Below are 14,337 nucleotides of genomic sequence, written 5' to 3'. Positions count from 1 at the left end.
ACAACAAAGGAAATTGCCTCCTATTGTTGTAATCATTATGTAATTCTAATTTAGATATACCTACTGTTTCGACACAGGCACCGGTTCATTCTAATTAGAGTTGGAGTGCATGAAAAAGACATTGATCATCGTGGGCAATGCGCCTTTGCCGCGCGATCTTTCTGCCGAAGTGGATGCTGCCGATTTTGTGGTCCGTTTCAATGAGCCAAAAAAGTCCATCGGCATGAGCGGCACCCGGACAGATCTCCTGATGCTGGCAACCTCAAGCAAGCCGATGCAGCGGCGGCTACGCGATCCGGGCTTCGTGCAGACACCGACTTTCAAGGCGGCCAAGGAAGTGATGCTTGCCTATCATCCAAGCATCATCCGCAAATATCACCCTGGTCCGAATTTCCTCTCCCGTCTCAAGGGAAGGCGTGGCGACTGGACTATGCAGACCATCGAAGTTGTCGGCTCTGCGGGTAAGGAAATCCGGATCATGCCGCCCCAATTCTATCTGGCCGGATGCAAAGAGCTGGGTGTAACCGACGAGAATATAAGCAAAGCCTTTCCAAGCACCGGCTTTTTTGGCATCTGGTACATGCTCGGAAAATGTCCGGAGGAAAGCTGGGACGTTAAAATCTGCGGCTTCACCTGGGAAGGCTGGAAACGCCACACCTGGGGAGATGAGCGCAGTTGGGTTGAGCAGAAGGTCAAATCCGGACGCATCAGCCTCATCCAGTGACCCAGCGCCATCACTATAATTTCCGGCGGAAAACGTGGGGAACGATCACGACACAATCTCTTTAGAGGAGCCTATGAATGAGTGAACCGTTACGCATTTTCATCGGATGGGATTCTCGCGAGCCCATCGCATATGAAGTCGCCAAAGCATCCGCATTGAAGCATTCCTCTATTCCGCTGGAGATCGTGCCGATCAAGTTGCAGGACCTGGTCGATCGAGGGGTCTACACGCGGGAAGTCGATCCACTGGCATCGACAGAGTTTACCTATTCGCGGTTTTTCACGCCATGGCTTGCGGGCTACAAGGGGTGGGCGCTTTTCTGCGATTGTGACTTTCTTTTTCTGGGCGATATTGCTGGCCTCCAAGCTTACAATGACCCTTCAAAAGCCGTTTATTGCGTTCAGCACGATTATCAGCCCAAGGATAGTGTGAAGATGGATGGCAAGGTGCAGACCAGCTATCCACGCAAGAACTGGTCGTCCTGTATGCTGTTCAACTGCGAGCATCCGTCGACACGCCAGTTGACGCCGGAGCTGATCAACAGCGAAACCGGCGCTTACCTGCACCGCATGCAATGGGCTGCCGATGATGAAATTGGCGCTCTGCCGACGGATTACAACTGGCTGGAAGGCTGGAACGAGAAGCCGGAAACCGGCCTGCCGAAAGTGGTGCATTACACACGCGGCGGCCCGTGGTTCAAGGATTGGCAGAATGTCGACTACGCCGATTTGTGGCGAGCGGAAGCCGATAGTGTTGAGCCGGGCTGGAAGCCGGTCTGATCTGCAAAATACCTTGAGCTTTCTGTATGCTGCAAGGTAGATAAGGACCATGAACGAAACGCGTCCTGACATCACTGCGAATGACGGCCCCCAAAGGGCCGTCAAGGCTTTCATCATCCATCTGGAGCGCGCCACCGACCGGCGGCCGCAAGTCGAAGAACTCATTCGAAAGCTGCCGGTAGAGACGGACGTGGTGAACGCCATCGACGGGCGCACGCTCGATGCGCAAACGATCAGCCGTGTTTATCGGCGATCGGCACACAAGCCGCGCTATCCATTCCAGCTCAGCACCAACGAAATCGCGTGCTTTCTTTCGCACCGGAAGGCCTGGCAGGCGATTGTCGATCAGGAACTGGATGCAGGTCTCGTGCTGGAAGACGATGTGGAACTGACACCGGAATTTGCCGCTGCCTATTCCGCTGCGTGCCAGATTCTCAAGGCCGATAGCTTCATCCGCTTTCCGTTTCGCGAGCGTGAAAGCGGGCGCGTAGTGCTGAACACCGAAACACTGCGGATCATCGAACCTGTACCGGTCGGCCTTGGCATGGTGGCACAGCTTGTCGGGCGGGAAGCCGCGCAGCGCTTGCTCTCTGCAACCGAAGTGTTCGACCGTCCGGTCGATACCACGGCACAAATGAACTGGGTTACGGGACTCAAACCGCTATCCGTCCTTCCGGGCGGAGTGAAAGAAATCTCGGTACAGCTTGGCGGCAGCACGATCCAGAAATCGCGTTCCTTGCCCGACAAGCTGAAGCGTGAAATCTTGCGCCCGCTTTATCGCTGGAAGATAAAATCGCGCTCGCGCGCAGCTATCTGAGGTTTCCCGTGCCTGTTCCGATTTTCCTGTATCATCAGATTGACGTGCCACCGCAACACCGCACGCCCTATCGCAGTATGATCGTGCACCCGGATCGCTTTCGCCAGCAGATGGCCTGGCTGAAACGGCTGGGTTATCGCGGCCTGTCGGTGAGGGACGCAATTCCTTACATTTACGGCGGGAAACAGGGCAAAGTCGCCGTCATCACGTTTGACGACGGTTTCGAGAATGTGTTCCGTAATGCCCTGCCCGTGCTGCAGGAGTTTGGCTTCACCGCCACGAACTATTTCGTGGCCAACCAGATCGGCGGCTTCAATCTCTGGGACCAGAAGATTGGCGTTGCCCGCGCCAACTGCATGAGCGTTTCCGAATTGCGCGAATGGGCAGATCTTGGTCATGAAGTCGGTTCCCATACGCTCGACCATGTCCTCCTGCCGGAAATAAGCGAACAGGAAGCCATCACGCAAATCCAGCAATCACGCATGAAGATTGAAGACCTGCTCGGTCGTGAGGTCACGTCTTTCGCCTATCCTTACGGCGGAGAAAACGCAGTGACACGCAAGATCGTCGAAGCGGCAGGCTATACAAACGCGACGACGACGGAAAAACGCCGCGCACGGTCAAATGATGATCCGTTCGGCATTCCGCGTCTTACAATCAGGCGCAATGATATATTGCTGCAATTCCTGCGGAAAACGTTCACGCGCTAAGTCGGCTCCTCGGCTTGGCTCCACGCTCTATGTCGTGCAAATCAGCCATGAAGCCGCGCCTCACGAGACAATCCGGGCCTGTGTACTGGACCGAACCTTCATAGACGAGCGAAAGATCGTCTGAAAAACGCTCGTTCTCGACGATTGCGCGGTAGTGCTCTGCACCGCCAGCATGGCTCTTTTCGGAGGCAATACGTTTGAACTCGCCGACCGAAAGCGAAGAAAAGCGGTAATGGAGAAGAGCACCGGTTGCCGGAAGAAAATTCCGGAAACATGGACCCGGCCCATGAATGCTGCCCCGGCGATAATCCGTCTTTTCATCGACCCAAATCAGCGGAAATTTTGACAGTCGCATGCTGCGTCCGAACAAGCGCAAACGCGGTCCACCACGCACCGCTACCCCGAACTTCTCCCATGTCGCCGTGTAGCCGTCGCCGTCGAAATGCGACGAAACCTCGAACGGATATTTCGTCCCGTCATCGACGAAGACTCCTTCACGCAGCAGGCCGCCGGGATACATGTCGATCATCGGTGCCAGACACCGACGAATTCCATTCCCTTCCAGCTCCTCGATAAAAGAGCGGATATCCCGTTGCTCCATTCTCGGAAATACGAAGAACTCGTCAGCATCAACCGACAAATACCAGCGCCCGCGTCCGTAGAGATTGAACAGGGCATCGCGCCAGGCACGTCCGCGGTCAGCCTGTGCGTAGCCAACGTCCGAGGTGAACAAATCCACATCAGGAGCACTGGACAAGATTTCGGTCGTTCCGTCGTCCGATCGGTCATCTACAACGATGAAACGCGTAACACCCATCTCGCGATAATAGCGCAGAAACGACTTCATATAGGGCGCAGCATTGCGAACCACGCAAACAAGCGGCAGATCGCCTGGCCGTAAAGCCTCGAAGCTTCCGGATGCAGCAATCAGATTTGCCGATTTTTTTCGATGCGGAACCGAAAGCTGCACGTGCCTCCAACGCAAGCGCAGATATCGCATCGGTGAGGCGCGCCAATAGGCAGTCCAGTCGCCGGTCGCCGAGGCTGGATAGTTCATCACCGTTCGCGTTGGTTTCATAAAGGTGCCAGGTTTTCAATGAAGGTCACAAAAAGCTGGTATTTTGTTGCGCTTCATTCAAGCAACTCTTTGTTGAAGCCGATCACTCTGTAACAGCCTCCGACACGCTTCGTGATGAAAACTTCGTCGCCGGTATTTTGATCGTCGAGCTGATTTGCTTGATTTCAATCAATGCTGCTTCACACAAACGTGGCAAATTGCCCATCAATGCGCCATGGACGGCAAGTGCCAAAAGCGCTAGTTAGTGCACAGACTAAGGAGCGCATTATGGACTATCGCCGTTTTTTCGAAGAAGCGATCGACCAGTTGCACGCCGAGAAGCGTTACCGCGTTTTTGCCGATCTTGAACGTATTGTCGGACGTTTCCCCCGAGCTATCTGGCGCAACAATGGCACTGCCCGTGAAATCACCGTCTGGTGTTCCAATGATTATCTTGGCATGGGACACCACGCCGACGTAATCAAGGCAATGTGCGATACAGCTGGCAATGCTGGCTCAGGTTCCGGCGGCACGCGCAATATTTCCGGCAATAACCATCCGCTCGTTGAACTCGAAACCGAACTCGCCGATTTGCATGGCAAGGAAGCTGGTCTCGTTTTCACGTCGGGCTTCGTTTCCAATGAAGCTTCGATTTCCACGATTGCACGGCTGCTGCCGAACTGCCTCATCCTCTCCGACGAACTGAACCATGCCTCGATGATCGAAGGCGTGCGTCGTTCAGGCGCGGAAAAGAAGATTTTCCGTCACAATGACGTCGAGCATCTGGAACAGCTTTTGAAGGCCGCCGATCCGGCGCGCGCCAAGCTGATCGTGTTCGAATCCGTCTATTCGATGGATGGCGATATCGCGCCGATCGAGAAGATCGCCGACCTCGCCGACAAATATAATGCCATGACCTATATCGACGAAGTTCATGCTGTTGGCATGTACGGCGCGCGCGGCGGCGGCATTACCGAACGCGACGGTCTGGCACATCGCATCGATATTATCGAGGGCACGCTTGCCAAGGCTTTTGGCGCTCTCGGCGGTTATATTACCGGTTCGCGCGCGATTGTTGACGCCGTACGCTCCTATGCACCGGGCTTCATCTTTACGACCTCCTTGCCACCAGCAGTTGCCGCATCTGCGACGGCCGCCATCCGGCATTTGAAGAATTCGCAGGTGGAGCGTAACGGTCAGCAGCGTCAGGCACAGCGCGCAAAGGACGTGCTTTCGGCCGCAGGCTTCCCCGTGATGCCGTCCGAAACGCATATCGTGCCTATTCTGGTCGGCGATCCTGAACTTTGCAAAAAAGCCAGCGACCGTTTGCTGGAAGTGCACGGCATCTATATCCAGCCGATCAACTATCCGACCGTGCCACGCGGAACCGAAAGACTGCGTATCACGCCGTCGCCTCTGCATGACGACGCCCTGATCGACGGTCTCAAGGATGCCTTGCTGGAAGTCTGGAATGCACTCGGCATTCCTTATGCAGAGCCCACTGTTTCGCAGCCAGCCAGTTCCGAGCGGATCATTCCGCTGATGGTCTCCAAGGCTGGCGGCTGACAATTTCTGGAATTCTCCAATAAAAAGGCCGCTTCGAGCGGCCTTTATTTGTCAGAGCTTTTCGATCCAGCGCACGAGCCGCCGTGCGGCTTCGTCCACCTGTTCCGGATCGCGGCAGAAACAGAGACGGAAAAAACCTTCGCCGCCGAGGCCAAAAGCGCTGCCAGGTGCCAGACCGACATTGGCATTGTCCACCATATCGATGGCCGCCTTGACGGAATCCCCGACACCATCCACGCCGAAGAAAAGATAAAATGCCCCTTGAGGCGGCGTCAGGCGAACTTTGCCGGTCGATAACAGCGCTGCGCACAGGCTATCGCGCGTCGAACGCGCCCGTTCAACCTGCATCGAAATAAAGGCATCGCCTTCATCGAGAGCCGTAACGGCACCACGTTGCATGAATTGGGCAACACCCGAATTCGAATATTGGATCAGATTTTCAATGATCGGCCCCAGTGACGGGTGCACCGTCATCCAGCCGACACGCCAGCCCGTCATCGCCCAGTTCTTGGAGAACGAGTTGACGAAGATGATGCGATCATCCGGCTCCATAATATCCATGAAGGATGGAGCGCGACCGCCACCATAATAGAAATGGGTATAAATCTCGTCGGCGATGATCCAGAGACCATGCTTGCGGGCAAGATCGAGAATGAATTGCAATGTCTCACGGTCCGCTGTCCAGCCGGTGGGATTGGATGGCGTATTGATGAAGAGTGCTTTCGTGCGCGGCGTGATGGCGGCTGCGATCTTTTCTGGATCGAGCATCCAGCCATTGGCACCGAATTCCAGCTCGACCGGAACCGGAACAGCGCCTGCCAGACCAGCTGCGCCAACAAAATTTGGCCAGGCCGGGGAAAGATAAATCGCCTCTTCGCCCGCCCCAACAGTTGCTGTCAGCGCCATTTCGATGGCGTGCATACCGGAGCCGGTGACATAGAAGTTCTCCGGTTTCAGGGGCAGCGGGAAATGACGCGCGTGATAGCGAGCCAGCGCCTCCCGCAGTTCCGGGATGCCAGCCTGCCAGGTATAGAAGGTCTCGCCTTCAGAGATACCTTTTTGGGCCGCGGCGCGGATGAAATCGGGCGTCGAAAGATCTCCCTCGCCTACCCAAAGCGGGATAAGCCCCTCGCGCCCGCGTCCGTGATTGGCGACCGCCACAATCCCGCTTTCGGGTGATTGAGCTGCTTCCCGACGAAGATTGGCTATGAGCGTCATGATTTCCCCGCGTTGAACTTCGATTTTGATTTCGTGCTTATCAAGGCCCGTTAGCGAAATCACGCGGCTTTTTGTGATGGTCCGATCAAGCGTATTTATGGATCAAAAGAAAACGGGGCCACAAGGCCCCGCATTCGTTCGCCAGTTTTGGATGGGTCAGGCTTTCTGCTTTGCCAGAAGATCGCGAATTTCGGTCAGCAGGACCTCCTCGCGCGGTGCTTCCGGTTCCGGCTTTGCCTCTTCCTTCTTCTTCATGCGGTTCATCCCTTTCACCACAAGGAACAATACCCATGCGATGATCAGGAAGTTGATGAGAAGCGTGACGAAATTGCCGTAGGCAATGGTCGCACCGGCTTCACGGGCAGCTGCCAGCGTGGCCCTGGGTTCACCTGCCAGCTGTATGAACATATTCGAAAAATCGATACCGCCAGTGATCAGACCGATGATCGGCATGATGATATCGTTGACGATGGAATTGACGAGGCCGCCGAACGCCCCGCCAATAATGACACCGATGGCCAGATCGACCATATTGCCCTTCAGGGCGAATTCCTTGAATTCCTTTAGCATTACCTGTCTCCCTCACAAACGCGGACCGTTGGGGCCGTCCTGCCGCGGTGGCGTTCGCCAAATCAACCTGGGCACCAGATAAACTGGCAGTGGATGGCAGGGCCCATCTCAGAAGCGAAACTGAAAGGCGCCCTGCCATTTCAAATGCTATCCCGAAAAATGACGTGCACTTCTTCGGGATCACACTCCTAGTGTGTAGGCGAAAATTACCAAAGAAAAGATGAAACCGCTAAAACACACTGTTTTTCATCAATAATCTTGCACGAACGCACTGAAAGTGCTTGCGTCAAATCATGATCGAGGAGTGAGGGAACAGGCTGGCTATGCAGGGCTGGGGTATTATTGGCGCCGCCTTTTTGTATTTGCTGCTGCTTTTTGCAGTTGCCAGCATCGGCGACCGGCGCACGTCGCGCTGGAACAGCGCTCCGCGCCCCTATATCTATGCGCTCAGTCTGGCCGTTTACTGCACCTCCTGGACCTTCTTCGGCTCTGTCGGCTTATCGGCTCAGCGCGGCCTTGAGTTCCTTGGAATCTATATCGGCCCCATTCTCGTCTTTACGCTCGGCAACCGGCTGCTGCGGCATATCGTGCGACTGGCGAAATCCGAGCACATCACGTCAATTGCTGATTTTCTCGCTGCCCGCTACGGCAAGAGCTTCGGTGTAGCCTCTCTTGCAACCTGTATCGCAGCTGTCGGTTCAATCCCCTATATCGCACTTCAGCTCAAAGCCGTTTCCGGCAGTGTCGGTCTTGTCATGGAACATTACGGATCAGCCGTCGATCCGTCGGTATTCATATTCGGAGACATCTCCCTCCCCGTTGCCGCTGTGCTCGCTGTCTTTGCGATCCTCTTCGGCACCCGCCATACCGACGCCACGGAACATCAGAACGGCCTTATTCTGGCTGTGGCTCTGGAATCCGTCATCAAGCTTTGCGCCTTCCTGACCGTTGGCTTTGCCTGCACCTTCTTTCTGTTCGGCGCCCCATCGCAACTGATCAATCAGATATCCCAATCACCAGAAGCGCTGGAAGCGTTCCACTATCAGACATCCATCGGCACATGGATCGTACAAAGCGCACTTAGTGCCGCCGCCATCATCATGCTGCCGCGACAATTCCATGTGACCGTGGTGGAAAGCCGGAGTGAAAAGGAACTGCGAACAGCCTCCTGGCTCTTCCCGCTTTATCTGGTCCTCATCAATATCTTCGTCTTTCCCATCGCGCTGATTGGCGTGATGACGCTCGGAGGCAATGTCAGCGGAGATTTGTACGTTCTGGCTTTGCCGCTGGCGGCAGGCGCTCATTGGCTCGCACTGGTGGCTTTTCTCGGCGGATTGTCAGCGGCAACGGCGATGGTCATCGTCGCCTGCGTTGCGCTTTCGATCATGATCTCAAACCATCTGGTGTTGCCGCTCTTCATCCGGCGTCTCGCGAAGCAACATGCCGCCGAACAGCGAGACCTGACCAAAGTCATTCTGAACACACGTCGCCTCACCATTATCGGCATTCTGGCATTCGCATTCGCCTATTATCGGTTTACCTCCAACAACATCCATCTTGCTTCGATCGGCTTCGTTTCTTTTGCTGCAATTGCCCAGTTTGTTCCGGCTTTCATCGGCGGATTGTTCTGGCGCAATGCGAATGGGCGCGGTGCCATGCTGGGTCTGTCAGCGGGATTTCTAGTCTGGGCCTACACATTGCTGCTGCCAACGATGGCGCCGGAAAATGCTGCCATTCTGCGCGACGGCTTCCTTGGCTTTACGGCGCTACGTCCCGAAGCGCTTTTCGGAACCAACGCTCTCCCGCTGACCAATGGCGTGATGTGGAGCCTTGCAGCCAATACGCTCTTCTACATCCTTGGTTCCCTTTCACGAACCTCGACACCGCTCGAACGCATTCAGGCAAGCATCTTCCTGCCGCGTTATTTCATCGGCACGCCGACGCTCAAGCGCTTCCGCACAACCGTCACTGTTGCCGAACTGAAAGCCACCATGGCGCGCTATCTCGGTGCGGAACGTGTCGAGCGCGCCTTTCTGCGCTTTGAAGGAAGGGAACAGAGGCGGCTTGATCCGGGCATGACTGTCGACACACCGCTCATCCGTCATGCGGAGCAGCTGCTCGGCACAGCCGTCGGTTCTGCATCGGCGCGCCTTGTACTGTCACTGCTTTTGCAGAAGAGCGATGCATCAGGACGTGACGCGCGACAGCTCCTCGATGACGCTTCGACCGCCTTGCAGCAAAACCGCAATCTGCTGCAAACGGCCCTCGATCAGATGGAACAGGGTATTACCGTTCTCGACAAGGATCTGAGGCTGACTTTCTGGAACCGGCAGTTCCGCAAGCTTTTCGATCTTCCAGATGAAGTGATGCAGGTCGGGATACCCGTTTCGGAAATCGTGGAACAGCTGCACCGCCGCGGCGATATATCGTTCAACGCGCAGAACGGGGTCATCCGCTCGCTCGCAGCTGTGCGCCAGCCATGGCGCATCAACATGAAATCGACGGGCAAGGTGCTGGAAATTCAATCCAACCCGATGCCGGATGGCGGAATTGTCGCGACATATACCGATATCACGGCGGCAGTCGAAGCCGACGTCACGCGCCAGAAGGCAGCGGAAATGCTGGAGCAGCGCGTGGCGGATCGCACGGCAGAACTAACCCGCGTCAACCAGCAGCTCGCCAAGGCGCAGACGGCAGCAGAAGAGGCCAATCAGGGAAAGACACGCTTTCTGGCAGCAGCCGGCCACGACATTCTGCAACCTCTCAACGCAGCGCGATTGTACAGTACCGCGCTTGCCGAAAAACTCGGACGCTCCGAAACGAGCGAATTCGCACGTAATATCGATTCCTCGCTGGAGGCCGTGGAAGCCATTCTGGGTATGGTGCTGGATATTTCCCGACTGGACACCGGGTCACTCAAGCCTGACCTCTCGGTGTTTCACCTCGACAAGCTGATGAGCCAGATTGCTACCGATTTTACGCCTCTTGCAGCCGCCAAAGGGCTGAAGTTGCGCGTTGTGCCGTCGAGCATCGTTGTCAAAACGGACCGCAATATGCTTCGCCGCCTGATCCAGAACCTTGTTTCCAACTCGATCAAATATAGCCGCAAGGGTGGTATTCTGCTCGGCGTTCGGCGTCGTGGCTCCTTTGTGGAGTTGCAGGTGTTCGATACCGGCATCGGCATTCCATCGCAAAAGCTGAAACTTGTCTTCCGGGAGTTCACGCGACTGGATGAGGGGATGCGGGAAGCGGAAGGGCTTGGCCTCGGCCTTTCCATTGTCGACCGCATCGCAAGGCTGCTGTCGCTGCCGCTGTCCCTGACTTCGACGCCCGATAAGGGAACCATGTTCACCCTGCGCATTCCTGTCTCGCAGGAAAAAGTGCCCGCCGATGACGTGAAGAGCCGCCGCGGCCTGCAGAAAGCGCTGGAACTGACCGGGCTCGATGTTCTCTGCATCGATAATGACGCCAGCATCCTTTCCGGGATGGAAACGCTGCTTCGCGGGTGGGGATGCCATGTAACGACGTTGCGCAGTGGAGCAGCGTTGAAGAACTATTGTGCCGACCACTCCACGCCGCCAGATGTGATCGTCGCAGATTATCATCTTCTACACGAAAACGGCCTCGATATGATCGGCTTTGCGCGCGAGACGTTTCAGGTGGAAATACCCGCCATCCTGCTGACAGCCGATCGTTCCAAGGAAGTCCGCCAGCGCGCTGAAGACGAGAACGTCACGGTTTTGCACAAGCCACTTCGGCCCGCCGCATTGCGTTCCCTTTTATCGCATTTTTATCATGCGAGGCAGGATAATAGGTCAGCGCAGAACGCCGCTCAGTAGTTGACCGTCATTCAATCCGTGCTCAGGGCATCATTACCGATGCGTGACAGAAGAATGACCGCCTGCGTGCGGCTGTCGACCCCAAGTTTCTGCAGCACCGCCGAAACATGCGCCTTGACCGTGGCTTCCGACACGCCAAGCTCATAGGCAATCTGCTTGTTCAGAAGACCCTCGGCAAGCATGGTCAACACACGTGTCTGCTGCGGTGTCAATGTGCGCAGTCGCGCAATGAGAGCCTCAATTTCAGGGTCGTGCGGATGATCCAGCTCAATATCGGCAGGTGTCCAGATATCGCCAGCCAGAACGGCACGCACGGCCTCGCCAATGGTCTCCATGCTGGCGGATTTCGAGATGAAACCGGAAGCGCCGAGCTCGACAGCATGACGGATTGTGGCGGCATCGTCAGTCGCCGAGACGATGATAACCGGAAGCGCCGGTTGCAAGGCCTTCAACGTCACCAGACCGGAAAGCCCGGTTCCTCCCGGCATCGTCAAATCCAACAAGAGAAGATCTATATCTTCTCGTTCCCCAACCAGTTTCTTGACGGCGTCAAAATCGCCGACTTCGATGATTTCAACACTCTGCGACTGTCCCGAAAGGACCTGCCTGAGTGCGCCCCGGAAAAGCGGGTGATCGTCAGCAATGATGAAATGCATGTGCCTCGCGCGCCATTGTTTCAGGTCTCCTCCCCTCGCGGTGCAGGCCAATCAGCCAACCACTCCGTTTTATGCCGTTTTTTGGCTTGGGCAACCAAAATTCACGTTGCTAACCCGTTTTCACAATACGCATTGCCGCCATCTGGCCGCATTGTATGTTAGGCTGGTGTCGAAAATAACATAAGAGCGGCCCGACCAGCCTAATGGAAGGGAACCAAAAAGGCATTTCATGACGCGCAATACGCTTTATCCAGAAATCCAACCGTTCAAGGAAGAGATGCTTCAGGTTTCTCCGCTGCATCGAATCCATGTCGAGCAATGCGGTAACCCGGACGGCAAGCCGGTCATCATGATCCATGGCGGCCCCGGCGGCGGCATCACACCGACCATGCGCCGTCTGCACGACCCGGAGCGCTATCGCATCATCCTGTTCGACCAGCGCGGATGCGGCCGTTCGACCCCGCATGCGGAACTGCGTGAAAACACGACATGGGACCTTGTGGCGGATATGGAACATATTCGCGCGCATCTCGGCATCGAGAAGTGGCAGGTCTTCGGCGGCTCCTGGGGATCGACCCTTGGCCTTGCCTATGCGCAATCCCATCCGGATCGCGTGGCCGAGCTTGTTCTGCGCGGCATCTTCATGATCCGTCGTTTTGAAGTCGACTGGATGTATTCCAACGGCGCAAGCATTCTATTTCCGGACCATTTCGAGGCTTATCAGGAGCATATCCCGGAAGCCGAGCGCGGCGATATGATCGCCGCTTATTACAAGCGCCTGACTGATCGTGACCCGCAGGTGCAGCTTGAAGCAGCGCGACGTTGGGCGCGCTGGGAAGGCTCGGTCATTTCACTTATGCCCGACCCGGCCCGCGTCGATGCCTTCGGTGAAGACCAATACGCCATCGCTTTTGCGCGTATCGAATGCCACTATTTCCAGAACCGCGGCTTCCTCGATTCCGATGACCAGCTTCTGCGCAATGTCGATCGCATCCGGCATATTCCTGGTGTGATCGTGCATGGCCGCTATGATGTCTGCACGCCGTTTATCAATGCCTGGCAGTTGAAGAAGATGTGGCCCGAAGCTGATCTCAGAACCGTCGAGGATGCAGGGCACGCCGTCACCGAGCCCGGTATCACTCATGAACTGATCGAGGCGACAAAGCGTTTCTCTGCTTAACCTAGAGCATGTCTCCCGAAAGTGGGAACCGGTTTCGGGATAAAGACATGCATATAAACAAACAGATAGAGCATTTCCAATGATTCAATTAAAACAGGAAATGCTCTAGCGGCCCTGCAAGGGTCGCTATCATTTCAACTAAAAATCATATTGCTGCCCACATACAGGATGCATGATGAAAAAAATATTTGAGCCAAAAGAATACAAGACACACTGCATTTCATATTTAAATGTAAAATATTTATCTTTTGTATTTCTCGGCACGGCAACCGGATTTTTATATCTATACAAACCATTATTTGCAGACAAAATATCATATGAATTCATCGGAGAAATATTGATGATTAAATTATTAACTACATTTTTCTTAAAAGTATTAAGAGGCTACACAAATATGAGTAGTATATTTATTAAATACATAATCTCTAAATTGGTCGATCAAACAATAAAAAGTGCATTAACATCATCGCTATTTTTTCTTGGATTCGCCATTTTCTTATTTATTTATGACAGCGCTCCTCATGGAACACTCGCATTATATGGTTGCATCTATTTTTTTTGTTTTTCCGAAGTTCTTTCGACTCCCTTCACCGATCAAAAATCCGCAATACACTCGATATCAATGGGTGTAATCATTGCAATACCATTCAGCCCCCTTGACCGGTTGCTGTAGTAATCACTCATTCTCCTCCTCCGCCCGGCGCAGTTTCTTTGTTCGGACTTTCCGGCTCGCTGTCGAAACTTTTCGCAATATCCATGAAACGGCGCATGAAGCGTTCCATATAGCTCATGGACTGCTCGAATTCCTGTTCGGTCGGGAGGCCAGAAGCGGCGCTTCCGCCTTTTCCTTCAAGAGCGGACACCTTGTCTTCAAGCTTCTCTAGACGATCCTGCAAGTCGGCAATGTCGTTCTCATAAGCTTCGCGATCTTCGGTCGCCATCTTGCAGACGAGCTGTCCCTGCTGCTCCGTGCAGGTCGAGAGCGCCCCGGTTCGTGTGTCCAGACGGACATAACCGGTTTCCGTACCTTCCAGCCGATAACGCCCGTTTTCCTGCGCAAATGCAACACTTGGAGCAAGCGCTGAACCGAGAAGAGCAACAGCAGCCAGATTACGAACCATCAGTGTCTTTCTGTTCAACATAATGCAATTCCCTTCAGCTTCTCTTTGAGATGTCCCCATCATATGGGACGTTTACGACGAAAATCGAACATGCGGGACT

Annotated in this window: 12 protein-coding genes; 7 read left to right on the top strand and 5 right to left on the bottom strand. The window is 54.8% G+C overall.

The genetic code is table 11. From position 1 onward, the window contains the following. Positions 1 to 109 precede the first annotated feature (109 nt). The 4 genes from OHI65_RS11365 to OHI65_RS11350 all read left to right on the top strand — a co-directional run bounded on the left by OHI65_RS11365 (position 110) and on the right by OHI65_RS11350 (position 3,030). The gene (locus tag OHI65_RS11365; RefSeq protein ID WP_010658238.1) at positions 110 to 724 is read left to right on the top strand and encodes a glycosyltransferase family 29 protein; all 615 of its coding nucleotides are present in this window, start codon (positions 110 to 112) and stop codon (positions 722 to 724) included. A 77-nt stretch (positions 725 to 801) separates the two neighbouring features. Further along, positions 802 to 1,503, top strand: a complete 702-nt coding sequence (locus tag OHI65_RS11360) for a hypothetical protein (protein ID WP_010658237.1) — start codon at positions 802 to 804, stop codon at positions 1,501 to 1,503. 49 nt (positions 1,504 to 1,552) lie between these two features. Beyond that, positions 1,553 to 2,320 carry a glycosyltransferase family 25 protein gene (locus OHI65_RS11355; protein ID WP_094514787.1) on the top strand — a complete coding sequence of 256 codons (768 nt, stop codon included), beginning with the start codon at positions 1,553 to 1,555 and terminating at the stop codon, positions 2,318 to 2,320. A gap of 8 nt (positions 2,321 to 2,328) precedes the next feature. Next, a complete protein-coding gene (locus OHI65_RS11350; protein ID WP_010658235.1) occupies positions 2,329 to 3,030 on the top strand; it encodes a polysaccharide deacetylase family protein in 702 nt (233 codons plus the stop codon). Here OHI65_RS11350 and OHI65_RS11345 read toward each other — a convergent pair. Next, positions 3,020 to 4,087, bottom strand: a complete 1,068-nt coding sequence (locus OHI65_RS11345; protein ID WP_264358871.1) for a glycosyltransferase family 2 protein — start codon at positions 4,085 to 4,087, stop codon at positions 3,020 to 3,022. The two genes, OHI65_RS11350 and OHI65_RS11345, sit on opposite strands and share 11 nt — an antisense overlap. A gap of 288 nt (positions 4,088 to 4,375) precedes the next feature. Between OHI65_RS11345 and hemA the strand changes: the two genes are divergently transcribed. Continuing rightward, entirely contained in the window at positions 4,376 to 5,653 is a 1,278-nt protein-coding gene (hemA, locus tag OHI65_RS11340; protein ID WP_012090709.1) for a 5-aminolevulinate synthase, read from the top strand. Positions 5,654 to 5,704: 51 nt separating this feature from the next. On the opposite strand, the gene OHI65_RS11335 is transcribed toward hemA, so the two are convergent. Together OHI65_RS11335 and mscL are read right to left on the bottom strand one after the other, a co-directional pair. Then, complete coding sequence (locus tag OHI65_RS11335) at positions 5,705 to 6,871, bottom strand: pyridoxal phosphate-dependent aminotransferase (protein ID WP_010658232.1); 1,167 nt, start codon at positions 6,869 to 6,871, stop codon at positions 5,705 to 5,707. A 156-nt stretch (positions 6,872 to 7,027) separates the two neighbouring features. Then, a complete protein-coding gene (mscL, locus tag OHI65_RS11330; RefSeq protein WP_010658231.1) occupies positions 7,028 to 7,441 on the bottom strand; it encodes a large conductance mechanosensitive channel protein MscL in 414 nt (137 codons plus the stop codon). A gap of 323 nt (positions 7,442 to 7,764) precedes the next feature. Here mscL and OHI65_RS11325 point away from each other — a divergent pair, with 323 nt between their 5' ends. Next, positions 7,765 to 11,280, top strand: coding sequence for a PAS domain-containing hybrid sensor histidine kinase/response regulator (locus OHI65_RS11325; RefSeq protein WP_264358870.1), 3,516 nt, complete (start codon positions 7,765 to 7,767; stop codon positions 11,278 to 11,280). Between the two features lie 11 nt (positions 11,281 to 11,291). Here OHI65_RS11325 and OHI65_RS11320 read toward each other — a convergent pair whose 3' ends face one another. Continuing rightward, the gene (locus OHI65_RS11320; RefSeq protein WP_010658229.1) at positions 11,292 to 11,936 is read right to left on the bottom strand and encodes a response regulator transcription factor; all 645 of its coding nucleotides are present in this window, start codon (positions 11,934 to 11,936) and stop codon (positions 11,292 to 11,294) included. A gap of 229 nt (positions 11,937 to 12,165) precedes the next feature. Here OHI65_RS11320 and pip point away from each other — a divergent pair, with 229 nt between their 5' ends. After that, positions 12,166 to 13,116, top strand: a complete 951-nt coding sequence (pip, locus tag OHI65_RS11315) for a prolyl aminopeptidase (RefSeq protein WP_264358869.1) — start codon at positions 12,166 to 12,168, stop codon at positions 13,114 to 13,116. 680 nt (positions 13,117 to 13,796) lie between these two features. On the opposite strand, the gene OHI65_RS11310 is transcribed toward pip, so the two are convergent. Beyond that, positions 13,797 to 14,258, bottom strand: a complete 462-nt coding sequence (locus OHI65_RS11310) for a hypothetical protein (protein WP_231771315.1) — start codon at positions 14,256 to 14,258, stop codon at positions 13,797 to 13,799. Positions 14,259 to 14,337 lie beyond the last annotated feature (79 nt).

The sequence above is a fragment of the Brucella sp. MAB-22 genome, assembly GCF_025908475.1.
Classification (GTDB): Bacteria; Pseudomonadota; Alphaproteobacteria; order Rhizobiales; family Rhizobiaceae; genus Brucella; species Brucella anthropi.
This window is presented reverse-complemented; position numbering and strand designations above follow the sequence as displayed.

Coding starts and splice junctions, on each gene's coding strand:
- mscL (WP_010658231.1), bottom strand. CDS start 7,441: ATGCTAAAGGAATTCAAGGAATTCGCCCTGAAGGGCAATATGGTCGAT.
- OHI65_RS11325 (WP_264358870.1), top strand. CDS start 7,765: ATGCAGGGCTGGGGTATTATTGGCGCCGCCTTTTTGTATTTGCTGCTG.
- OHI65_RS11310 (WP_231771315.1), bottom strand. CDS start 14,258: ATGTTGAACAGAAAGACACTGATGGTTCGTAATCTGGCTGCTGTTGCT.
- OHI65_RS11335 (WP_010658232.1), bottom strand. CDS start 6,871: ATGACGCTCATAGCCAATCTTCGTCGGGAAGCAGCTCAATCACCCGAA.
- OHI65_RS11365 (WP_010658238.1), top strand. CDS start 110: ATGAAAAAGACATTGATCATCGTGGGCAATGCGCCTTTGCCGCGCGAT.
- OHI65_RS11345 (WP_264358871.1), bottom strand. CDS start 4,087: ATGAACTATCCAGCCTCGGCGACCGGCGACTGGACTGCCTATTGGCGC.
- hemA (WP_012090709.1), top strand. CDS start 4,376: ATGGACTATCGCCGTTTTTTCGAAGAAGCGATCGACCAGTTGCACGCC.
- OHI65_RS11360 (WP_010658237.1), top strand. CDS start 802: ATGAGTGAACCGTTACGCATTTTCATCGGATGGGATTCTCGCGAGCCC.
- pip (WP_264358869.1), top strand. CDS start 12,166: ATGACGCGCAATACGCTTTATCCAGAAATCCAACCGTTCAAGGAAGAG.
- OHI65_RS11320 (WP_010658229.1), bottom strand. CDS start 11,936: ATGCATTTCATCATTGCTGACGATCACCCGCTTTTCCGGGGCGCACTC.
- OHI65_RS11355 (WP_094514787.1), top strand. CDS start 1,553: ATGAACGAAACGCGTCCTGACATCACTGCGAATGACGGCCCCCAAAGG.